At 72.8% G+C, this 21050-nt stretch carries 21 protein-coding genes and 1 riboswitch; of the genes, 12 read left to right on the top strand and 9 right to left on the bottom strand.

Annotation, left to right across the window (positions count from 1 at the left end):
- Positions 1-58 precede the first annotated feature (58 nt).
- The gene (locus R2D22_RS25955; protein ID WP_318107083.1) at positions 59-1066 is read left to right on the top strand and encodes an LLM class F420-dependent oxidoreductase; all 1008 of its coding nucleotides are present in this window, start codon (positions 59-61) and stop codon (positions 1064-1066) included.
- A 9-nt stretch (positions 1067-1075) separates the two neighbouring features.
- On the opposite strand, the gene R2D22_RS25950 is transcribed toward R2D22_RS25955, so the two are convergent.
- Positions 1076-1621 (bottom strand): hypothetical protein, encoded by a 546-nt coding sequence (locus R2D22_RS25950; protein WP_318107082.1) that lies wholly within the window; start codon positions 1619-1621, stop codon positions 1076-1078.
- Positions 1622-1868: 247 nt separating this feature from the next.
- Here R2D22_RS25950 and R2D22_RS25945 point away from each other — a divergent pair, with 247 nt between their 5' ends.
- From R2D22_RS25945 to R2D22_RS25935, 3 genes are all read left to right on the top strand, one after another.
- Positions 1869-2726, top strand: a complete 858-nt coding sequence (locus R2D22_RS25945) for a helix-turn-helix domain-containing protein (RefSeq protein WP_318107081.1) — start codon at positions 1869-1871, stop codon at positions 2724-2726.
- Positions 2727-2839: 113 nt separating this feature from the next.
- Positions 2840-3295, top strand: a complete 456-nt coding sequence (locus R2D22_RS25940; protein ID WP_318107080.1) for a peptidase inhibitor family I36 protein — start codon at positions 2840-2842, stop codon at positions 3293-3295.
- Positions 3296-3384: 89 nt separating this feature from the next.
- Positions 3385-4302, top strand: a complete 918-nt coding sequence (locus R2D22_RS25935; protein ID WP_318107079.1) for a hypothetical protein — start codon at positions 3385-3387, stop codon at positions 4300-4302.
- Here the strand turns inward: R2D22_RS25935 and R2D22_RS25930 are convergent.
- From R2D22_RS25930 to R2D22_RS25915, 4 genes are all read right to left on the bottom strand, one after another.
- Positions 4286-5074 (bottom strand): DUF2690 domain-containing protein, encoded by a 789-nt coding sequence (locus tag R2D22_RS25930; RefSeq protein ID WP_318107078.1) that lies wholly within the window; start codon positions 5072-5074, stop codon positions 4286-4288. The genes R2D22_RS25935 and R2D22_RS25930 overlap by 17 nt on opposite strands.
- A 149-nt stretch (positions 5075-5223) precedes the next feature.
- Entirely contained in the window at positions 5224-6297 is a 1074-nt protein-coding gene (locus R2D22_RS25925; protein ID WP_318107077.1) for a prenyltransferase/squalene oxidase repeat-containing protein, read from the bottom strand.
- Positions 6294-7025, bottom strand: coding sequence for a class I SAM-dependent methyltransferase (locus tag R2D22_RS25920; protein ID WP_318107076.1), 732 nt, complete (start codon positions 7023-7025; stop codon positions 6294-6296). The genes R2D22_RS25925 and R2D22_RS25920 overlap by 4 nt, the downstream gene beginning before the upstream one ends.
- A gap of 175 nt (positions 7026-7200) precedes the next feature.
- Positions 7201-8532 carry a glycosyltransferase family 4 protein gene (locus R2D22_RS25915; RefSeq protein ID WP_318107075.1) on the bottom strand — a complete coding sequence of 444 codons (1332 nt, stop codon included), beginning with the start codon at positions 8530-8532 and terminating at the stop codon, positions 7201-7203.
- Between the two features lie 208 nt (positions 8533-8740).
- On the opposite strand from R2D22_RS25915, the gene R2D22_RS25910 reads away from it, so the two are divergent.
- The gene (locus R2D22_RS25910) at positions 8741-9367 is read left to right on the top strand and encodes a TetR family transcriptional regulator (RefSeq protein ID WP_318107074.1); all 627 of its coding nucleotides are present in this window, start codon (positions 8741-8743) and stop codon (positions 9365-9367) included.
- A 26-nt stretch (positions 9368-9393) separates the two neighbouring features.
- On the opposite strand, the gene R2D22_RS25905 is transcribed toward R2D22_RS25910, so the two are convergent.
- From R2D22_RS25905 to R2D22_RS25895, 3 genes are all read right to left on the bottom strand, one after another.
- Positions 9394-9927 carry a hypothetical protein gene (locus tag R2D22_RS25905; protein WP_318107073.1) on the bottom strand — a complete coding sequence of 178 codons (534 nt, stop codon included), beginning with the start codon at positions 9925-9927 and terminating at the stop codon, positions 9394-9396.
- Between the two features lie 104 nt (positions 9928-10031).
- Positions 10032-10265, bottom strand: coding sequence for a ferredoxin (locus tag R2D22_RS25900; RefSeq protein ID WP_318107072.1), 234 nt, complete (start codon positions 10263-10265; stop codon positions 10032-10034).
- A complete protein-coding gene (locus R2D22_RS25895; protein WP_318107071.1) occupies positions 10265-11734 on the bottom strand; it encodes an aldehyde dehydrogenase in 1470 nt (489 codons plus the stop codon). Before R2D22_RS25895 ends, R2D22_RS25900 begins: the two co-directional genes overlap by 1 nt.
- A gap of 129 nt (positions 11735-11863) precedes the next feature.
- Between R2D22_RS25895 and R2D22_RS25890 the strand changes: the two genes are divergently transcribed.
- From R2D22_RS25890 to R2D22_RS25860, 7 genes are all read left to right on the top strand, one after another.
- Positions 11864-12904, top strand: coding sequence for an MBL fold metallo-hydrolase (locus R2D22_RS25890; protein WP_318107070.1), 1041 nt, complete (start codon positions 11864-11866; stop codon positions 12902-12904).
- A gap of 32 nt (positions 12905-12936) precedes the next feature.
- A riboswitch (cobalamin riboswitch) is annotated at positions 12937-13102 on the top strand.
- A gap of 61 nt (positions 13103-13163) precedes the next feature.
- A complete protein-coding gene (locus R2D22_RS25885; protein ID WP_318107069.1) occupies positions 13164-14426 on the top strand; it encodes a prenyltransferase/squalene oxidase repeat-containing protein in 1263 nt (420 codons plus the stop codon).
- On the top strand, positions 14423-15073 hold the full coding sequence (locus R2D22_RS25880; RefSeq protein WP_318107068.1) for an SCO2322 family protein: 651 nt from the start codon (positions 14423-14425) through the stop codon (positions 15071-15073). Before R2D22_RS25885 ends, R2D22_RS25880 begins: the two co-directional genes overlap by 4 nt.
- A gap of 1 nt (position 15074) precedes the next feature.
- Positions 15075-16187 (top strand): energy-coupling factor transporter transmembrane component T family protein, encoded by a 1113-nt coding sequence (locus R2D22_RS25875; RefSeq protein WP_318107067.1) that lies wholly within the window; start codon positions 15075-15077, stop codon positions 16185-16187.
- Complete coding sequence (locus R2D22_RS25870; RefSeq protein WP_318107066.1) at positions 16184-18067, top strand: ABC transporter ATP-binding protein; 1884 nt, start codon at positions 16184-16186, stop codon at positions 18065-18067. Before R2D22_RS25875 ends, R2D22_RS25870 begins: the two co-directional genes overlap by 4 nt.
- Positions 18064-18927: an ECF transporter S component gene (locus R2D22_RS25865; RefSeq protein ID WP_318107065.1), complete on the top strand. Its 864-nt coding sequence runs from the start codon at positions 18064-18066 to the stop codon at positions 18925-18927. The genes R2D22_RS25870 and R2D22_RS25865 overlap by 4 nt, the downstream gene beginning before the upstream one ends.
- A 286-nt stretch (positions 18928-19213) precedes the next feature.
- A complete protein-coding gene (locus tag R2D22_RS25860) occupies positions 19214-19621 on the top strand; it encodes an aggregation-promoting factor C-terminal-like domain-containing protein (protein ID WP_318107064.1) in 408 nt (135 codons plus the stop codon).
- 84 nt (positions 19622-19705) lie between these two features.
- Here the strand turns inward: R2D22_RS25860 and R2D22_RS25855 are convergent, their stop codons facing one another.
- Complete coding sequence (locus R2D22_RS25855; protein ID WP_318107063.1) at positions 19706-20884, bottom strand: steroid 3-ketoacyl-CoA thiolase; 1179 nt, start codon at positions 20882-20884, stop codon at positions 19706-19708.
- Positions 20885-21050: the final 166 nt, after the last annotated feature.

The following is a 21050-nucleotide window of genomic DNA, read 5'->3' as shown; positions in this document are numbered from 1 at the left end:
GGGGCCGTTGGCGTACAGTCCGAGCGGAACTGACAGTCCGTCAGAAAGGCTGCCGGCCATGCGACTCGGACTCGCCCTCGGCTACTGGGGCCGCGGCCCCTCCCCCGCGCACCTCGAACTCGCCCGCGAGGCCGAGCGGCTGGGCTACGACTCGGTGTGGACGGCCGAGGCGTGGGGCTCGGACGCCTTCACCGCCCTCACCTGGATCGCCGCGCACACCTCCCGCATCCGGCTCGGTACGGCCGTCGCGCAGATGGCCGCCCGTACGCCCACCGCCACCGCCATGCACGCGCTGACGCTCGACCACCTCTCCGGCGGACGGATGATGCTCGGCCTCGGCCTGTCCGGCCCGCAGGTGGTCGAGGGCTGGTACGGCCGGCCGTTCCCGCGCTCCCCGCTGACCGCGACCCGCGAGTACGTGGACGTGATCAAGCAGGTACTGCGGCGCGAGGGGCCGGTGGCGCTCGACGGGCGCTTCCACTCCCACCCGTACGCGGGCGAGGACGGCACCGGCCTCGGCAAGCCGCTCAGGCCGATCACCCACCCGCTGCGGGCGGACCTGCCGGTCCTGCTCGGCGCGGAGGGCCCGAAGAACGTCGCCCAGACGCTGAAGATCGCCGACGGCTGGCTGCCGCTGTACTGGTCGCCGACACGGTACGCGGACGTGTACGGCGTCGCCGCGTTCCCCGAGGACTTCCTCGTGGCGCCCATGGTCCGGGCACAGGTCTGCGACGACGTCGCCGAGGGCCTGCTGCCGGTCAAGGCGATGCTCGGCTTCTACATCGGTGGCATGGGTCACGCGGCCCGCAACTTCCACGCGGACCTGATGGGTCGCATGGGCTACGAGGCCGAGGCCCGGCGCATCCAGGAGCTGTTCGCGGCCGACCGCCGCGAGGAGGCCGTCCTTGCCGTACCGGACGCCTTCGCCGACGAGATCGCCCTGGTCGGCCCGCGCGAGCGGATCGCCGAACGCCTCGCGGCCTGGCGCGCGGGCCCGGTCACCGACCTGCTGGTCACGGCCCCGGACCTGACGACGCTGCGGGTGCTGGCGGAGCTGAACGCCTGACGCCCTGCCTCAGCCGCCGAGTTGGGCGAGGCTCGGCACCTTGTCGGTCACCGGGGCGCCCGCGCTCTTCCCGGCGTCCTTCACGTTGTTGATGACGCCTTCGAGCGAGCCGACGTCCGCCTCGGTCGCCTCGCCCGTGCGGAGCTTCGTGCCGAGGTCCTTCAGCGACTCGATGCCCGCGGTGAGCGGGGCGACGGCCTTGGAGAGCAGGGCGTCGCCCTTGGCGTTGTTCACCGCCGCCTTGAGCCGGTTGTACGCGAACGCGCCGGCCAGGCCCGCCTTCACCACCGCGAACTTCTGGCCGTCCGCGCCCTTCTTGAACTTGCCCGCCCGGTACGGCTTGACGATCCACTGGTAGGTCGCGCCGGCCGCCAGGCCCGCGTTGGCGACGAACCGGGTCTTGGCCAGCTTCTGCTGCTCGAACGAGGCGCTGGGCGTCGCCGCGGCGCTCGCCGCCGGGTCGTCGTCACCCCCGCACGCGGTCGTCGTCACCAGCAGGGTGCCGGACAGGAGCAGCGCGGCGGCGGAGCGGCGTATCGGGGCGGAACGGGGCACGGCGGAACCTCCCTGGGAGCTGTGGCGTCAGCCTCGCCCCGCCCCCACCGTTGCGCCACCCGGGCGACTCCGAACGGGTTCCACACCCCGTTCGCGCGTCCCTCGTTGTTGGCGTCACCGCAGGTCAGGGGCCTGGGACATCCCTCTCCGTCCCTGGGACGCCGACGTCTCTGGCCCGCCGTCCGACTCCCTCCGAGAGTGATCGTGAACGACGGCCCGGGACGGTTCCGGGCCGAGGGGGGCGAGCGTGAGACGTCGTGTGTGCGCAGCCGGTGGCTGCCAGTGGTTCATCGCGAAGCCCGATGCCCGACTCCGGTCGGGCATCGGCGCGTACCGCGGATTCCGGTCGACGGCGGGCCTGCCGCAGGAGCGGCTGGTGGTGCCGAGCGGGAGGGTGTCGCTGCTCATCGGGTTCGGCGGCGAGATGCGGCTCGGCCGGACGGGCCGCAGGGCGTCGGGGACGCCGGCGCCGGCGCCGGTGCACACCTCGGTGGTGTCCGGTCTGCACACCCGGGCCCGGGTGCTCGGACATCAGGGCGACCTCCACGGGGTGGAGCTGTCCCTCGCGCCCTGGGCGGCGTACCGCCTCCTCGGCGCCTCCCTCGGGGAGCTCGCGGACACGGTCACCGATCCGGCCGACGTCCTGGGCGGCCGGGTGCGGGACCTCGGCGCGGCCCTTGAGGCGGCCCCGGGGTGGCGGGAGCGGTTCGCGCTGCTCGACGAGGCCCTGCTGCGCTGGACGGCCCAGGCCGAACCGTCCCACGAGCCGTCCCCCGCCGTCCTGGAGGCGTGGCGGCTGCTCGACCGGACGGGAGGTGCCCTGCCGATCGGGGAGCTGGCCGCCAGGACCGGCTGGAGCCTGCGGCACCTGGAGAACCGCTTCCGGGAACAGATCGGCCTCACCCCGAAGCGGCTGGCCCGCATCCTGCGGCTGAACCGCGCGATCCGGCTGCTGGACACGGGCGCCACGGCCACCGACGTCGCGGTCGCCTGCGGGTTCTACGACCAGGCCCATCTCAGCCGCGAGTTCACGGCGATGACGAGCATGCCGCCCGGCCGCTTCCTGGCGGCGAGGGGCGAGGCGAGCGCGTGGCTGGCCGGCTGAACGGGCGGCTCCGCGCGGTGCGTTTTTGTCCAATACACAGCGGTGCGACGGGTGTCAGCCTGTCTGCGCGCGCGACCCGTCGGGTCGCACACGACAAGAAGGTGGATCAGAGGATGAGCAAGAGCACTGCCCTCCGCAAGCGGGCCGCGGCCCTCGTCGGCGCGACCGCGCTCCTCGTGGGCGGCGGCATCGCCACCGCCGGCCCGGCCGCGGCGGACTACATGTGCGACCCGGGGTACCACTGCCTCTACTGGGGCGGCTACATCGGCGACAGCGCCTCGCACGACTACTACAACAGCGACGCCGACTTCCGGAACGACACCTTCAACACGAACCCCGGCACCGGCGGCTACGGCCAGACCGTGGACGACAACGTGTCGTCCGTCAGCAACGCCAGCACCGGCGGCTACGAGACCCACCTGTACCGCGACCCGGGCTACGCCGGCGGGCTGCTGTTCTGCGTCAACCCCGGCAGTGAGGCGTGGGGCGCCGACCTGGCCGACTTCACGCAGGAGGACCAGGCCAGCTCCATGAAGCTCCGCCCGTCGACGACCATCCACTGCTTCTGATCGACGAAGCAATCGATCGGGGCCCGGCGCCACGGGGGTGTTCCGGGCCCCACCCGCTGTCCAGGATCCAGAGAAAGGCGGACGCCACCATGTCCGGGACCACGCGCCCGCGCCGCGCCGCGCTCGCAGTCGCCGTCGCTCTCGTCGGCGGAGCGGCCGTCGTCGGCGGCACCATGCTGTCCTCGTCGGGCGAACCGCGGCCTCCCCAGCGGCCCGTCGCCGCCACCTCACGGCTGCACGCGCTGCCACCGATCACCGACCGCCTCTTCACCTGGACGGACACCCACGAGCGAAGCGCCGAGGCCCAGCGGCAGGTCGCCATCGCCTGCATGGCCGAGCGCGGATTCCACTACGCCCCCGTCGCGCACAAGGGGACGGCCGGCGAGGACCAGCGGCCGCAGCTGTTCGGCCTGGAGTCCTCCTTGCCGCCCCGCGCCGCCCCGCCGGTGGCCGAGAAGCCGCCGAAGCCCGGCAGCCCGGAGACCACCGCGGCGTACGGGAAGGCGCTGTTCGGCGACAAGGACAAGCGCGTCACGGCCAAGGGCGTGCAGGGCATGAAGGTGTCCCGGCCCGGCAACGGATGTCTCGCCGAGGCCGAGACGCGGATCCTCGGCGACGGCCGGATGCGCTGGCTCCAGGTGCGGATCATGCTCTTCGAGGCACAGGAGCAGGCGCGGGCCGACCTGGAGAAGGACACATCCTTCAAGAGCGCGACCACGCGCTGGCAACAGTGCATGAAGCGCCACGGGTTCGCCGGGCAGCGCGACCCGCAACAGCTTCTGATGTCACTCCGTGACGACCAGGCCCGGCGGGGCAATCCCGTCCTCAACGCGGACCTGAGCTGCAAGCACGACACCGGCTACCTGGACACCGCCTACACACGGCTCGCCGCCGTCCAGCAGCGGTGGCTCGACCGGAACCCGGCCGTCACCAAGGACTGGACGGCGTTGCTCGCCCGTCAGGACAAGACCTCTCGCGAGGTCCTGGGCCCTACTTCTCCTCGCTAGGGATGAACCGGCCCGTGCAGCTGCGCGGTCCTTCCTTGTCGCCGACCTTCGGCAGGGCCGCGCAGACCCACACCGAGCCGTCGTCGGGGGCCGCGATCAGCGGCGTGTAGACGTCCCGGTCGTAGTGCACGACATCGGCCTGCGCGGCGCCGTCGGAGTTGTTGACGACGACGGTGGCGCCGATCTGCGCGAAGGAGATCCGTCCCCACGCCGCCTGGCACGCCTTGCTGTAACGGAGCTCGATCACCAGGTCCTTGGGGATCGAGCCGGTGCGTACGGTGACCGCGTCGGCACCGCAGTTCATCTTCTTCGGGTCCCGGCCCTCGCACCCGGTTCCGGTGCAGCCGGTAGCCGGGCCCGCGACCTTCACGGCCGGCTTCGGGGTCCGCGGCTTCTCGTCGTCGGACGCGAAGGCGGTGTAGGCGACGACAACGGCGCCCGCCGCCAGGAGGACTCCGAGCACGACCGAGAGCCACAGGGCCCGGCGGCGCCCGGGCCGCACGGGCTCGACCGCCACGTCGGCCGCGTCCTGGGCGTCTTCGCCGGCCTCGCCCTCCGACGTCCGCTCCCCCTCCGCCCGGTCCCAGAGGGCGAGCAGCGCCGCCGGGTCCTGCTCGCAGGCCCGGGCGATGCCCTCCACGGCGGCCCGCGGCGGGAACTGCTTCCCGTTGACCCACCGCTCCCACGACGACTTCGCGTAGTGGGTCCTCTCGCCGAGCTGGGCGAAGCTCAGCCCGGACGCCTTCTTCAGGGCGAGCAGTTCGCCCGCCAACTCCTCGGCCGGGGCCGTGGATCTACCACTGACAGAACCTTGACGGTCCACTGACTCTGTTCTCCCGCAACATGCGCATGTTCATGCCACTCATGAACGCGCACATATTAGAGCTCGAATGTGACGGTTCAGAGCGCGAATGTGACGGCTCAGCAGCAGTCCGGCTCCAGGCCGCGGGGCAGCCTGTCCCCGCCGAAAACCGCCACCGTCGCCTCGTCGCCGCCGAGCGCCGCGACCGCGAGCAGCAGGGAGCCGGCGGTCCAGGTGGTGAGCTCCTCGGGCCAGACCGCGCGGTCGCCCTCGAACACGTACCCCGTCCAGTACATGCCGCCCTCGGCGCGCAGGTGCTGGATGGACTGCAGGATCTCCAGGGCCCGGTCGGACTCCCCCATCGCCCAGAGCGTGAGCGCGAGTTCGCAGCTCTCGCCGCCGGTGACCCAGGGGTTGGGCAGCACGCAGCGGACCCCGAGGCCGGGGACCACGAAGTCGTCCCAGTGCGCGTCGATGCGCGCCTTGGCCTGCGGGCCGGTCACCGCACCGCCGAGGACCGGGTAGTACCAGTCCATGGAGTAGCGGGACTTGTCGAGGAACCGCTGGGGGTGCTGCCGGATCGCGTGCCCGAGCGCCCCGGTGGCGAGCTCCCAGTCCGGCTGCGGCTCCTCGCGCGCCTCGGCGATCGCGAGGGCGCAGCGCAGCGCCTGGTGGATGGAGGAACTGCCGGTCAGCAGCGCGTCGGTGACGGGCGTGCCGTCGGCCTCGCGCTTCCAGCCGATCTGTCCGCCGGGCTGCTGGAGGGCGAGCACGAACTCGGTCGAGGCGTAGACGGCCGGCCACATCCGGTCGAGGAAGCCGTCGTCGCCGGTGGCGAGGTAGTGGTGCCAGACGCCGACGGCGAGGTACGCGACGAAGTTGGACTCGCGGCCCCGGTCCGTGACGTCGTCCGGGTCGCCGTCGTGGTAGGCCGCGTACCAGGAGCCGTCGGCGTTCTGGTGCCGGGCCAGCCACTCGTAGGCGCGGGCCGCGGCGGCGTGCTCGCCGGCCGTGTCCAGCGCCATGGCGGCCTCGGTGTGGTCCCAGGGGTCGAGGTGGTGACCGCGGAACCACGGGATCGCGCCGTCCTCGCGCTGGACGGCGAGTATCCCGGCGACGGTCTCGGCGGCCTGCTCGGCGGTGAGGACGCCGGGCAGGACGAGATGCTCGGCGATCCGCTCGGGAGAGGTCACGCGTCGGCCTTGGGCAGGTGCGGCTTGGTCGCGTAGACCACGAAGCTCTTGCCGACGACCGGGTTGAGCAGTTGCTCGGTGACCCGGGTCAGGGCGGGCTTCTTCATGATGTCCCAGACCAGGAGCTTGTGGTACGCGCGGACCGGCAGCGCCTTGTCGTTGTCCACGCCGAACGCGCACTTCAGCCACCAGTACGGCGAGTGCAGGGCGTGCGCGTGGTGACTGCCGTACGGCCGCAGGCCGGCCTGGCGGATCTTGCCGAGCAGCTCGTCCGCCTTGTAGATGCGGATGTGGCCGCCCTCGACCTCGTGGTACTCGTCCGACAGCGCCCAGCAGACCTTCTCGGGGCCGTAGCGCGGGACGGTGATCGCGATCCGGCCGCCGGGGCGGAGGACCCGGACCATCTCGGCGAGGACGCCCTTGTCGTCCGGGATGTGCTCCATGACCTCGGAGATGATCACGACGTCGAAGGACTCGTCCGGGAACGGCAGGTTGAGCGCGTCGCCCTCCATCGCGGTGGCGGTCGCACCGGCCGGCGCCTCGCCGGCCTCCTTCATGGCCGCGAACCACTTGGCGACCTCGCGGATCTCCTCGCCGTTCTGGTCGAGGGCCACCACCTGGGCGCCGCGCCGGTAGCACTCGAAGGCATGCCGGCCCGCGCCGCAGCCCAGGTCGAGCACACGGTCGCCGGGAGCAAGCGGAAATCGGGTGAAGTCGACGGTCAGCACGAGGACGTCCTGCTTTCACTGGTTACGAGGGTTGTGGCGGGGGGCCCGCCAGTGGTTTGTGGGCAGGCGTTCCGCAGGGCGATGGGGGCACCCCCTGCTCGAGCGGAGCCGAGAGCTTGGGGGAGGGTGGGCACAAACCGACCACCGGGCCGCACCCGGCGACGGCGGCGAGGCGTCACCGGCGCACCCCGGCGCCTTGCCGGGCGATGGCCTCGCGGTACAGCTCCGCGGTCCCCTGGGCGGCCCGCGCCCAGGTGAACCGTTCGAGCACGCGGGCCCGGCCGGCCGAACCGAGCCGAGCGCGCAGCTCACCGTCACCGAGCATCCGCCCAAGCGCCGCGGCAAGCGCCCCCGCGTCGCCGGGCGGCACCGCGAGGCACGTCTCCCCGTCGGGCCCGGCGACCTCCGGAATCGCCCCACCGGTCGTGGCGACGAGCGCCGTCCCGGTCGCCATCGCCTCCGCGGCCGGCAACGAGAACCCCTCGTACAGCGACGGCACGCACGACACCTGCGCCGACCGCACGAGGTCGACCAGCTCCGCGTCCGAGATGCCCTTCACGAACCGGACCGCGTCCTCCAGCCCGTACCGCTCGATCGCCTGGGCGACCGGCCCGTCCTCGGCGCGCTTGCCGACGACGACGAGGTGCGCGGCCGGGTTCTCGGTGCGCAGCTTCGCGAGCGCCTCGACGAGATGGATCAGGCCCTTGAGCGGGACGTCCGCGCTGGACGTGGTGACGATCCGGCCGGGCACCTCCGCGACCGACGGGTCGGGCGACCACAGATCGGTGTCCGCGCCGATGTGCACGACGCGGATCCGCTCCGGCCGTACGCCGAGGTGCTCGACGATCTCCTGCTCGGAGGAGCCGGAGACGGTCAGCACGGACGGCAGCCGGCGGGCGACCCGCTTCTGCATCCGTGTGAACGCGTACCAGCGGCGGACCGACGCGCGCCGCTTCCAGCCGTCGGCGGCGTCCAGCTCCAGCTGCCGGTCGACGGTGATCGGGTGGTGGATCGTGGTGACGAGCGGCGCGCCGATGGCCGAAGGCCCGCCGAGCAGTCCGTACCCGAGCGTCTGGTTGTCGTGCACGACGTCGAACGCACCGCGGCGCGCGGCGAGCAGCCGCCGCGCCCGCAGGGAGAAGGTGAGCGGCTCGGGGAACCCGCCGGTCCACATCGTCGCGACCTCGAGCGCGTCGACCCAGTCCCGGTACTCCTCGCGCTTCGGCGTGCGGAAGGGGTCGGGCTGCCGGTACAGGTCGAGGCTGGCCAGCTCGGTCAGCCGGAGGCCGGCGAGGTCCTCGCCCTCGTCCAGAACCGGGTACGGCTGCGAGCCGATGACCTCGACGCTGTGGCCGAGCCGGGCCAGCTCGCGTGAGATGTGCCGGACGTAGACGCCCTGACCACCACAGAACGGGTTCCCCTTGTACGTGAGGAGAGCGATCCGCAACGGACGGTCACCGTCATGGGCACCCGCGAGGGGGCCTGCCTCTACGGCCTCGGCGGTCACTGGCGGCCCCCTGTTCGGCTTGCGTTTCGCGGGAGCGTAACCGCTCGCGCTAATCTAGAACAAGTTACAGACTTGATCGTTCTTGATCCTTCAAGAAGCATCGAATCTACCGGCAGGTAGCGCCACTGTGAGAGCCGGAGCAGGTGATTCGCGCCACGGCGCGACGCCCCGCCATACTGGCGCGAACCAACGCCACGGAACGGGACCCATGACCGCGGAAGACAGACCAGCGTCGCCGCCCCTGACGGAACGCCAGGAGGCCCGCCGCCGCCGCATCCTCCACGCCAGTGCCCAGCTGGCGAGCCGGGGCGGCTTCGACGCCGTACAGATGCGCGAGGTCGCCGACGCGGCCGGGGTCGCGCTCGGCACGCTGTACCGCTACTTCCCTTCCAAGATCCACCTGCTGGTCGCGACGATGCAGGACCAGCTGGAGGGCCTGCACACCACCCTGCGCAAGCGGCCCCCGGCGGGCGACGACGCGGCGCAGCGGGTCGCCGAGACGCTGATGCGGGCGTTCCGCGCGCTCCAGCGCGAACCGCACCTGGCGGACGCGATGGTGCGGGCGCTGACCTTCGCGGACCGGAGCGTGAGCCCCGAGGTGGACACGGTGTCGCGGCAGACCACCAAGATCATCCTGGACGCGATGGGGCTCGACCACCCGACCCCGCAACAGCTCTCCGCGGTCCGGGTGATCGAGCACACCTGGCACTCGGCACTGATCACCTGGCTGTCCGGCCGGGCGTCGATCGCGCAGGTGAAGATCGACATCGAGACCGTGTGCCGGCTGATCGACCTGACGTCGCCGGGGACCGATCCCGGCCCCCGGCACGACTGAGCGTCTCGGCGCCAGGACGTCCCGCCCTACTTCTTGTTCTTCTCCAGGTCCGCCTTGAACAGCGCCGCGCACTCCGGGCCGGTGTCGGTGCCGACGAACATGACCATCTTCAGCATGCCCATGCTGTGGTTGCTCGCCTTCAGCTGCCAGTTGCTCTTGGCCAGGGTCTTGATCGTCGAGCCGCTCTTGTCGAGGCTCTGGCCCTCTGTCCAGCCGCCCCCGGTCAGCGCCGTGACGGTGTCCGTGTAGGACTTCTTCGGATCGGCGGCCTTCTCGGCATCCGCCGTCCACGACACCATGCAGTCCTTCAGCTCGGCCGGCACCGGGTCGCCGGTGGCGTCCTGCGCGAAACCGGCGCCGGTCGCCGCGGTCTCGATCTCCTTCTTCACCGCGTCGGCCGTCAGCTTCTCGCCGCCCGCCTCCGAACCGCCGCCGGTGCCGGCCGAGGACGACCCGCCCGTCGTGGACGAACCGCCCTTGTCCGCACCGCCCTCGGTACCGCAGCCCGCGACCAGCAGCATCACACCGGCGGCCGCAGCCGCCACCATCGCCTTGCGCACGACTCTCCCAATCCTGGGTGCACGCGGGCCTGTTGCCCCCGTGATCAAGGCAGAAGTTTTGCACGCGTGAACGACTCCCCGGTCACTCCTTCGTCACCGCTGCGTCACTCCTCGGGCGGGAACACCGACTCCCCGCCGTCCAGGAGGGTGATGGTGATGGCCTCCACGGGACAGCCCTCCGCCGCCGCGAGCACCTGCTCGTCGGCGTCCGCCTCGGGCACCTGCGGGTGCGACTGGCGGGCCCCGTCGAGCCGGAAGCCCTTCGGCGCGTGGTTCACGCACATCCCGGAGCCGATGCAGACCCTCCGGTCCACCTCGACGTGCCAGCGGTCTCCCATCACGCCTCCTCCGGTCCCTCGTACCCGCCCGGCAGGTGGATCATCTTGTGCTCCAGGTACGCGGCCAGTCCCTCCGGCCCGAACTCCCGCCCCACACCGGAGTTCTTGAAGCCGCCGAACGGTCCGAGCATGTCGAGGCTGAAGGTGTTGACGTTGAAGGTGCCGGTGCGCACCCTGCGGCCGAAGTCGATGCCGTGCTCGACGTCCGCGGTCCACACACTGCCGCTGAGGCCGTAGTCGGAGTCGTTCGCGATCCGCAGCGCCTCGGCCTCGTCGCCGTACGGCAGCAGGCAGATGACCGGGCCGAAGATCTCCTCGCGGGCGATCCGCATGGAGTTGTCGACCCCGCCGAACAGCGTCGGCTCCACGTACCAGCCGCGCTCCAGGCCGGCCGGGCGGCCGCCGCCGGTGAGGACCTTCGCGCCCTCGTCCTGGCCGATCCGGATGTAGTCGAGCGAACGCTGCTGCTGACGCTGCGCGACCAGCGGGCCGACCTGCGTCGCCGGGTCGAGCGGGTCGCCGACCACCAGGGCGCCGGCCGCGGCCGCGAACGCCTCGGAGATCTCGTCGTACCGGCTGCGCGGGACGAGGATCCGGGTCTGCGCGACGCACGCCTGGCCGTTGTTCATCCAGGCGGCCGGGACGATGCCGGCGACCGCGGTCTCGAGGTCGGCGTCCGGGAGCACCACCGCGGCGGACTTGCCGCCGAGTTCGAGGGTGACCCGGGTGAGGTTGCGCGAGGCGACCTCCATGACGCGCTTGCCGGCCGCGACCGAGCCGGTGAAGGAGACCTTGTCGATGCCGGGGTGGCCGACCAGGTACTCACTGACCTCCCGGTCCGCGGGCAGGATCGACAGCACACCCTCCGGCAGCCCGGCCTCGGTCGCGATCTCGGCGAGCAGGTACGCGTCGAGCGGCGACTCCGGCGACGGCTTGAGGATCGCCGTGCAGCCGGCCAGCAGCGCCGGTCCGAGCTTGGCGGCCGCGGTGAACTGCGGGACGTTCCAGGGCACGACGGCGGCGACCACGCCGACCGGCTCCTGCCGGACGAGGATCGGCCCCAGCGCGCCGGCCCGCCGCTCCTCGTACCGGTAGCCGCGGGCGACGTTGATGGCCGCGTCCCAGACCATCATCGCGCCGAGCGCCTGCGCCATGATGCTCCACGAGTACGGGGAGCCGTTCTGCGCGCTGATGAGTTTGCCGATCTCGTCGTACCGGACGGCGATCGCGTCCTTGATCCGGGTGACGACCGCGATCCGCTCCTCCAGCGACATCCGCGGCCAGGGACCCTCGTCGAACGCCCGGCGGGCGACCGCGACGGCCTTGTCGACGTCCGCCTCCGAGGCGTGCGGCACCCGCCCGATGACCTGCTCGGTGTGGGGCGAGATCACGTCGATGACGCCGGAGCCGAGCGGGTCGGTCAACTCCCCGCCGATGAACAGCTTTCCGTGCTCCACAAGCTCGGTCATGGCTGATTGCCTCCCGTGGACCGGCGACTTCGGCGTCGACGCGGTGTCGGTTCTGACGCTGTTTCAGAACTGATATCAGTTCTAGTTATAGTGAGCAATGGCCGTACTGGTACGTGGAGATGAGGGATCATGACCCGAGTGACCGAGCATGGCGGCGGCGTCTGGTCCATCCGGGTGCCGATCCCCGACAATCCGCTCGGCCACACGCTCGTCCATCTCCTCGACACGGACCGCGGCCCCGTCCTGATCGACACCGGCTGGGACGACCCCGCCTCCTGGGACGAACTCACCGGCGGGCTCGCGGAGCTCGGCACGTCCGTGCCCGAGATCCACGGCGTCGTCATCACCCACCACCACCCCGACCACCACGGCCTCTCGGAGCGGGTCCGGGAGGAGTCCGGGGCCTGGATCGCCATGCACGCCGCCGACGCCGCCGTCGTCCGGCGTACCCGCTCGTCCGAGCCGGGCGAGTGGCTCGACTACCTCGCGCGCAAGCTGGCCGCCGTCGGCGCGCCCGAGGAGCACACCGCGCCCCTGCTCGCGGCCCGCGCCGCCGGCGGGCGGATGCGGACCCTGCCCGGGCTGCGCTCCGCCCTGCCCGACCGGGAGATCGTCCCCGGCGAACTGCTCGACCTCGCGGGGCGGCGGCTGCGCGGCATCTGGACGCCCGGTCACACCCCCGGGCACGTCTGCCTGCACCTGGAGGAGGAGCACCCGGCGAACCTGCCCGGCCGCGGCCGGCTCTTCTCCGGCGACCACCTGCTGCCCGGGATCAGCCCGCACATCGGCCTGTACGAGGACCCTGACGACGCGACCGTCACCGATCCCCTCGGCGACTACCTCGACTCCCTGGAGCGGATCGGCCGGCTGGGCGTCGCCGAGGTGCTCCCGGCCCACCAGCACGCCTTCACCGACGCCGCCGGGCGCGTACGGGAACTGCTCGACCACCACGAGGAGCGGCTGACCGGACTCCTCGGACTCCTTGCGACGCCACTGACACCGTGGCAGCTCGCCGAGCGGATGGAGTGGAACCGGCCGTGGGAGCAGATCCCCTACGGCTCCCGGAACATCGCCGTCAGCGAGGCGGAGGCGCACCTGCGACGGCTCGTGAAGCTGGGGCGCGCGGAGGCGGTGCCGGGGACGGAGCCGGTGGCGTACGCGGCAGTGTGAGGTCGGCGTGTGAGGCCGCTCGCACCCCGGCTTCACGCGGAGTACCTGCCGGTAGAGTGTGCGAGTCGTCATCATGCCCGTACGGGGGGAAGCCGGTGCAATTCCGGCACTGACCCGCAACCGTGAGCCACCGTCCATCTGGCGGTGGTGAGTCGGAATGCCCCGTCGGGACGTGACCGCCGGCACCGTCGAGGAATACGGAGCCGAGCCTGGTGCCCGAAGCGTGCCGGAGCCCGGCCCGCAGGAGAGGCCCGCCCGCATGACCACCGTCCGCCGCGCCGCCGCGGCGCTCGCCGCCACCGCCGTGCTCTGCACCGCCGGTGCCGGGATCGCCGCCCCCGCCGCGTCCGCCGCGCCCTCTCCCGCCCCGTCCCCGGTGATCCCGTCCGGCCTGTACGGCGTGAACGACCCCACCTACGACGGCGTCTGGCGCCAGTCGCTCGCGTTCATCGCGCAGCACTCGGTCGGCATCAAGCCCGCCCAGGTGTCCGTGGACTGGCTGATGGGCCAGCAGTGCGAGAGCGGCGCGTTCACCTCGTACCGGCCCGACCCGGCCAAGAACTGCGACCCGGCCACCATGCTGGACACCAACGCCACGGCCGTCGCGCTCCAGGCGCTGTCCGGCACCGAGCGGCCGAAGGTCGCCGAGGGCGGCGCCACGGACGCGGTCACCCAGGCCGTCAAGTCGGCCTCCGGCTGGCTGAAGAGCGCCCAGAACCCGGACGGCGGCTGGGGGTACAACCCCGGCAGCCCCAGCGACGCCAACTCCACCTCGATCGTCATCGGGGCGCTCGCCGCGAGCGGCGAGAAGCCCGGCGCGGTGAAGTCGACGACGGGCAGGACCCCGTACGACGCGCTGCTCACCTTCGCGCTGCCCTGCTCCGACAAGGCCGGGCCGGGCGCGTTCGCGTACCAGCCGGACAAGTCCGGCAAGCTGTTCGCCAATGCCGACGCGACGGCCGCCGCCGCGCTGGCCGGCCTCGGCAAGGGCATCCTCGCCGGCAACGTGCAGCCGCAGCAGAACCCGAGCTGCGAGGACAAGACCCCGCAGACCATCGACCGGGCCGCGCTCAACGGCGCCTCCTACCTGGCCGCCGCGCTGGAGAAGACCGGCCACCTCCTCAGCCCGCCGATGCCCGGCGCGACCGACCCGGCCGAGCAGCCCGACTTCGGCAACACCGCCGACGCGGTCGTCGCGCTGGGCGCGTCCGGCCACACCCAGCAGGCCACCGGCGCGCTCACCTGGCTGGAGAAGAACGCCCCCGCGTGGGCGAAGACCAACGGACCGGCCGCGTACGCGCAGCTGATCTTCGCGGCGAAGGCGATGGGCGCGGACCCGCACAAGTTCGGCGGCACCGACCTCGTCGAGGGCCTCAACGCGACCGGCCCGGCGCCGCAGGGTCCGGAGACGACCGGCAACCACGCCGAGGACGAGGGCTCGTTCAACATCTGGTGGATCATCGGCATCGGCACGGTCGTCGGCGTCGGCATCGGGTTCCTGCTGAGCGGGCGCAAGAAGTGAGGGGCCGACTGGGCGCCGCCGTCACGGCGGTCCTGCTGACGCTGCTCGCCGCCGCGCCCGCGCAGGCGGCCGGGTACCGCTACTGGTCGTTCTGGGACGGCGCCGCGGGAAAGTGGGCGTACGCCACGCAGGGCCCGGCGACCGCCCGCCCCGCGGACGGCGACGTCAACGGCTTCCGGTTCGCGCTCAGCGTGGACTCCGCCGACGCGGCGCGGCCGCGCACCGCCCCGGACTTCGCGAAGGTCTGCGCGGACACGCCCCCGAAGGCGGGTACGAAGCGGGTCGCGGTCGTCATCGACTTCGGCACGCCCGAGGACGCCGCGGACGGCGGCACGCCGCCGGAGCAGCGCACCGGCTGCGCGCGGATCGGCCCGGACGGGACGAGCGCGGAGGCGCTGGCGGCGGTGGCGAAGCCGCTGCGGTACAACAGCGCGGCGCTGCTGTGCGGGATCTCGGGGTACCCGAGGACGGGCTGCGGGGAGCAGGTGGAGGTCCCGGCGAAGACGGCGGGCAAGCCGACGTCGAAGCCCTCGGCGGCCGGGAAGGACGCGGACTCCGGGCCGTCGGTCGGCGTCGTGGCGGGCGGGGCGGCCGTACTGGCCCTCGGTGCGGCCGGGCTGTGGCAGGCGCGCCGCCGACGCGGCTGACATGAGATCTTCCGTCGTGGAGTCGATCCGCGCGCCTGAGGCGACCCGTTCCAACGCGCTGCACGCCGGCGCGTGGTGGCTGTGGGCCCTGGGCCTGGCGACGGCCGCGTCCCGGACGACGAACCCGCTGCTCCTCGGCCTGATCGTCGGGGTGGCGGGCTATGTGGTCGCGGCCCGCCGCACCGACGCGCCCTGGTCGCGCTCGTACGGGGCGTTCGTGAAGCTGGGCCTGGTCGTGGTGGCCGCGCGGCTGGTGTTCACGGTGGTCCTCGGCTCGTCGATCCCGGGCACGGAGGTGCTGTTCACGCTGCCGGAGCTGCCGTTGCCGCAGTGGGCGCAGGGAGTACGGATCGGGGGCCGGGTCACCGCCGAGCAGGTGGTGTTCGCGCTGTACGAGGGCGCGAAGCTGGCGACGCTGCTGATCTGCGTGGGCGCGGCGAACGCGCTGGCGAACCCGGCGCGGCTGCTGAAGTCGCTGCCGGGCGCGCTGTACGAGGCGGGGGTGGCGGTCGTCGTCGCGATGACGTTCGCGCCGAACATGGTCGCCGATGTGGCCCGGCTGCGGACCGCGCGGCGGCTGCGCGGCCGGTCGCCGGGCGGGGTGCGGGCGGTGCTGCAGATCGGGCTGCCGGTCCTGGAGGGCGCGCTGGAGCGGTCGATCGCGGTCGCGGCATCGATGGACGCGCGGGGGTACGGCCGTACGGCGCAGGTTCCGGCGGCGGTCCGGCGGACGACCAATGTGCTGACGCTGGGCGGGCTGCTCGGGGTGTGCGCGGGTACGTACGGGCTGCTGGCGGCCGAAGGCGCTTCGTACGGGCTGCCGCTGTTGCTCCTCGGGCTAGCGGCGGCGGTGGCCGGGCTGCGGCTCGGCGGCAGGCGCGCGGCGCGGACCCGGTACCGGCCGGACCGGTGGGGGGTGCGGGCCTGGCTGGCCGCCGGATCGGGCGTGGCGGTGGCCGGGCTGATGATCTGGGCGAACGGGTACGCGCCCGAGGCGCTGCATCCCGGGGTGGTCCCGCTGGTGTGGCCGCAGTTGCCGGTGTGGCCGGCGTTGTCCGTACTGCCGGGGTTGTTGCCGGCGTGGGTGGCCCCGGTGCCGAAGGAGTCGTTGTGATCGTCTTCGAGAACGTCGAGGTGGCGTACGAGGAGGACGGCGGGAAGCCGACCTTGAGCGGGGTGGACCTGACCGTCCCCGAGGGCGAACTGGTCCTGCTGGTGGGCCCGTCGGGAGTCGGCAAGTCGACTCTCCTGGGCACCGTGTCGGGTCTGGTCCCGCACTTCACGGGAGGGACGCTGCGGGGCCGGGTGACGGTCGCGGGGCGGGACACCCGTACGCACAAGCCGCGCGAACTGGCAGACGTGGTCGGCACGGTGGGCCAGGACCCGCCCGCGCACTTCGTCACGGACACGGTCGAGGACGAGCTGGCGTACGGCATGGAGAGCCTGGGGCTCGCCCCGGCGGTGATGCGGCGCCGGGTCGAGGAGACGCTGGACCTCCTGGGCCTGGCGGAGCTGCGCGACCGCCCGATCGCGACGCTGTCCGGGGGCCAGCAGCAGCGGGTCGCGATCGGCTCGGTCCTGACCACGCACCCGAAGGTGCTGGTCCTCGACGAGCCGACGTCCGCGCTGGACCCGGGCGCGGCGGAGGAGGTCCTCGCGGTCCTGCAGCGCCTGGTACACGACCTGGGCACGACGGTCCTGATGGCGGAGCACCGCCTGGAACGGGTCGTCCAGTACGCGGACCGCGTGATCCTGCTCCCCGGCCGGGGCGCGGCGCCGGTGATGGACACCCCCGAAGCGATCATGGCGACCTCCCCGGTCCACCCCCCGGTGGTGGCCCTGGGCCGCGCGGCGGGCTGGAGCCCGCTGCCCCTGACCGTGCGGGACGCCCGCCGCGCCGCCGGCCCCTTGCGGGCCCGCTTGCTGGGCCGAACCCCGGGGACTCACGTCCCCGACCCCCCGGAAAGGCCCGGGGCGGGCGGCGCACCTGCAGGCGCCGGAACGGCCGCCGGGCAGGTGGCCACGCCGGCCCGTACCGGGGGCGAGGCAACCGGGCCGTCGGGCCGCGCGGGCGGGACGCCCGGGCGCCCGGCGGGGTCCGGAGGCGCAGCCGCCGAACCGACGCGCGGCGGCGGGCCGCAGGCCGCGGCAGAGCCTCTGATGAGTACGGCCGGGACGGGGCGGGGTGGGGGACTCCTCCCGTTCCGGCGGCGCCCCGCCGCCCCCGTCACCCCCCACGACGCGCTCGTCGACGTCCGCGCCCTCGGCGTGCGCCGCGGCCGGGTCGAGGCGCTGCGGCGGGTCGATCTGACCGTCCGCGCCGGGGAGACCGTCGCGCTCATGGGGCGCAACGGGGCCGGGAAGTCCACGCTGCTCGGCAGCCTCGTCGGGATGGTCGAGCCGACCTCCGGCAGCGTGCTCGTCGCGGGGCACACCCCGCACCGCGCCGACCCCCGCGAGCTGATCCGGCACGTCGGGCTCGTCCCGCAGGAGCCCCGCGACCTGCTGTACGCGGACACCGTCGCCGCCGAGTGCGCCGCCGCCGACACGGACGCGGCGGCGGCCCCCGGCACCTGCCGCGACCTCGTCTCCGCCCTGCTCCCCGGCGTCACCGACGACATCCACCCCCGCGACCTCTCCGAGGGCCAGCGCCTGGCCCTCGCGCTGGCCCTCGTCCTCACCGCCCGCCCGCCGCTGCTCCTCCTCGACGAGCCGACCCGCGGTCTCGACTACGCCGCGAAGGCCCGCCTCGTCGACGTGCTGCGCGCCCTCGCCGCCGACGGCCACGCGATCGTGCTGGCCACCCATGACGTCGAGCTGGTCGCCGAGCTCGCGCACCGGGTGGCGATCCTGGCCGGCGGCGAGATCGTCGCGGACGGCCCGACCGCCGAGGTCGTGGTCTCCTCTCCGGCCTTCGCGCCCCAGGTCGCGAAGATCCTCTCCCCGGAGCCCTGGCTCACGGTCGCCCAGGTGCAGGAGGCCCTTCAGCGATGAGCCCCCGCCCGGTCCGTCTCGGCCCCCGCGCCGCCGCCGCCATCGCGCTGATCTCGCTCCTCGGGGTCATGGCCTTCGGCTGGCCGCTCCTCGCCGACGCGGACGCCGCCGTCACCTCGCACGCCGGCGACGCCCCGTGGCTGTTCGCCGCGCTGCTGCCGCTGCTCGTCGCCGTGGTCGTGGCGACCGTCGCCGACAGCGGCATGGACGCCAAGGCCGTCGCAATGCTCGGCGTCCTCGCCGCGGTGGGCGCGGCGCTGCGCCCGCTGGGCGCGGGCACGGCCGGCCTGGAGCCGATGTTCTTCCTGATGGTGCTGAGCGGCCGGGTCCTCGGCCCGGGCTTCGGCTTCGTCCTCGGCTCGGTGACGATGTTCGCGTCCGCCCTGCTCACCGGCGGTGTGGGCCCGTGGATGCCGTTCCAGATGCTCTCGATGGCCTGGTTCACGATGGGCGCGGGCCTCCTCCCGGGCTCTCACAGGCTCCGCGGCCGCGCCGAGCTGCTGCTCCTCGCCGCGTACGGCTTCCTCGCCGCGTTCGCGTACGGCGCGATCATGAATCTGCAGGGCTGGCCCATCGTGACCGGCCTCGGCTCGGGCGCCTCCTTCGAACCGGAGGCCCCGGTCCACGAGAACCTGCTCCGCTTCGCGGTCTATTACGTGACGACGTCCCTCGGCTGGGACCTGGGCCGCGCCGCCCTGACCGTCGTCCTCACCCTCACCGTCGGCGGACCGCTCCTGAAGGCCCTCCGCCGGGCCACACGACGCGCGAGCTTCGAGGCCCAGGTCACATTCGAGGGCCCTCACAGGCCCCTTCCCGGTGAGCCGCCCCACAGGACCCACGTCACATACGACGTGAAATAGGAGACGGTTCCGCCCCTCCGTAAACCACCCACAACCCCCTCCTACCTGCACTGATTCGGACATACCGCACCCCCACGGCTCTCCGGACATCCGATTCGTCCTAGTAAGAGGGGGTCGTTGCCAGGGCTTCCGGACCCTGCTTCTCTGGAGTCGTCGCCGGGCAGCAGCGCAACCAGCGCAGCGCCTCGGACAGGCCACTCCCCCAGTTCCCGGGTCTCCCGGGCTCTGGTTCCGGCTTGCCTGAAACGCCCGGCGACAGCCCATGTCCCCGACGTTAGGTCGCGTTTTGTTCCGCTCCATCGCCACCCGTGCCAACAACCGCAAGAAGACCCTCGCCGTCTCCGCAGCCGTGCTGCTGAGCGCCTCGGGTGCGGTCCTCGGCACGACGGCCTCGGCTTCCGCTGCTCCCACCGACGCGAAGTCGATCGCCAAGCAGATCGTCCCCGCCTCGCAGTTCGCGTCGTTCAGCAAGATCGTGGAGCACGAGTCGGGTTGGAACCCCTCCGCCACCAACGCGTCCAGCGGCGCGTACGGCCTGGTCCAGGCCCTGCCGGCCTCGAAGATGGCCTCGGCGGGCTCCGACTGGAAGACGAACCCGGCCACCCAGATCAAGTGGGGCCTGAACTACATGAACGAGCGCTACGGCAGCCCGAACGGCGCCTGGGCGTTCTGGCAGGCCAACGGCTGGTACTAAGAGCCCCGGCTCCCGGCCTCACCGCGCGACCGCAAGGCCCCGCCTCCCCTCGGAGGCGGGGCCTGCGGCGTTCCCCGAGGAGCGTCACAACCGCTGGATGATCGTCCCCGTCGCCAGTGCCCCGCCCGCGCACATCGTGATGAGCGCGAACTCCTTGTCCCGTCGCTCCAGCTCGTGCAGCGCCGTCGTGATCAGCCGCGCCCCGGTCGACCCCACCGGGTGACCGAGCGCGATCGCGCCGCCGTTGACGTTGACCTTCTCCAGGCCGTTCAGGTCGGACTCGAACTCCTGGGCCCAGCTGAGCACCACGGACGCGAACGCCTCGTTGATCTCGACGAGGTCGATGTCCTTCAGCGACATGCCCGCCTTGCCGAGCACCGCGCGGGTCGCGTCGATCGGCCCGTCCAGGTGGAAGTGCGGGTCCGAGCCGACCAGCGCCTGGGCGACGATCCGGGCGCGCGGCTTCAGCTTCAGGGCCCGCGCCATCCGCTTGGACGCCCACATGATCGCGGCGGCGCCGTCGGAGATCTGCGAGGAGTTGCCGGCGGTGTGCACGGCGGTCGGCATGACCGGCTTGAGGCGGGCCAGGCCCTCCATGGTGGTGTCGCGCAGCCCCTCGTCGCGGTCGACCAGCCGCCACATGCCCTGCCCGGCGGCCTGCTCCTCCTCGGTCGTCGGCACCTGGACGGCGAAGGTCTCCCGTTTGAACCGCTCCTCGGACCACGCGATCTGCGCCCGCTCCTGGGAGAGCAGCCCGAGCGAGTCGACGCGCTCACGCGTGAGGCCCCGCCGGCGGGCGATGCGCTCGGCGGCCTCGAACTGGTTGGGCAGGTCGACGTTCCACTCGTCCGGGAAGGGCTTGCCCGGTCCGTGCTTGGAACCGGAACCCAGCGGGACCCGGGACATCGCCTCGACGCCGCAGGAGATGCCGACGTCCACGACCCCGGCCGCGATCATGTTGGCGACCATGTGGCTCGCCTGCTGCGAGGAGCCGCACTGGCAGTCGACGGTGGTGGCGGCGGTCTCGTACGGCAGCCCCATCGCGAGCCAGGCGTTGCGCGCGGGGTTCATGGACTGCTCGCCGGCGTGGGTCACCGTGCCGCCGACGATCTGCTCGACGCAGTCGGGCTGGATGGCCGTGCGGCCGAGCAGTTCCCGGTAGGTCTCGCCCAGCAGGTAGGAGGGGTGCAGATTGGCGAGCGCGCCTCCGCGCTTGCCGATGGGGGTGCGTACGGCTTCGACGATGACGGGTTCCGCGGCCATGAGCTCGTCCTCTCCTCGCAACCCGGCGGGGGCGTCCCGGCGCCCACCCCGGGGAACTAGTACGCGTTCTAGTTCTGAGTGCAGTCTTATGACTGCTACCCCGGGTACGCAAGGGTTGTGCACCGCTCGAACCCCGGTTGCGCGCCACTTCGCGCGCGCCCCCTCC

Origin of the sequence: Streptomyces sp. HUAS YS2 (assembly GCF_033343995.1) — a bacterium.
Classification (GTDB): domain Bacteria; phylum Actinomycetota; class Actinomycetes; order Streptomycetales; family Streptomycetaceae; genus Streptomyces; species Streptomyces solicathayae.
Note: the sequence above shows the minus strand (reverse complement) of the source record. Positions and strands in the feature narration are given on the sequence as shown.

Coding starts and splice junctions, on each gene's coding strand:
- R2D22_RS25900 (WP_318107072.1), bottom strand. CDS start 10,265: ATGGGAGACCGCTGGCACGTCGAGGTGGACCGGAGGGTCTGCATCGGC.
- R2D22_RS25895 (WP_318107071.1), bottom strand. CDS start 11,734: ATGACCGAGCTTGTGGAGCACGGAAAGCTGTTCATCGGCGGGGAGTTG.
- R2D22_RS25935 (WP_318107079.1), top strand. CDS start 3,385: ATGTCCGGGACCACGCGCCCGCGCCGCGCCGCGCTCGCAGTCGCCGTC.
- R2D22_RS25885 (WP_318107069.1), top strand. CDS start 13,164: ATGACCACCGTCCGCCGCGCCGCCGCGGCGCTCGCCGCCACCGCCGTG.
- R2D22_RS25865 (WP_318107065.1), top strand. CDS start 18,064: ATGAGCCCCCGCCCGGTCCGTCTCGGCCCCCGCGCCGCCGCCGCCATC.
- R2D22_RS25955 (WP_318107083.1), top strand. CDS start 59: ATGCGACTCGGACTCGCCCTCGGCTACTGGGGCCGCGGCCCCTCCCCC.
- R2D22_RS25940 (WP_318107080.1), top strand. CDS start 2,840: ATGAGCAAGAGCACTGCCCTCCGCAAGCGGGCCGCGGCCCTCGTCGGC.
- R2D22_RS25910 (WP_318107074.1), top strand. CDS start 8,741: ATGACCGCGGAAGACAGACCAGCGTCGCCGCCCCTGACGGAACGCCAG.
- R2D22_RS25855 (WP_318107063.1), bottom strand. CDS start 20,884: ATGGCCGCGGAACCCGTCATCGTCGAAGCCGTACGCACCCCCATCGGC.
- R2D22_RS25890 (WP_318107070.1), top strand. CDS start 11,864: ATGACCCGAGTGACCGAGCATGGCGGCGGCGTCTGGTCCATCCGGGTG.
- R2D22_RS25875 (WP_318107067.1), top strand. CDS start 15,075: ATGAGATCTTCCGTCGTGGAGTCGATCCGCGCGCCTGAGGCGACCCGT.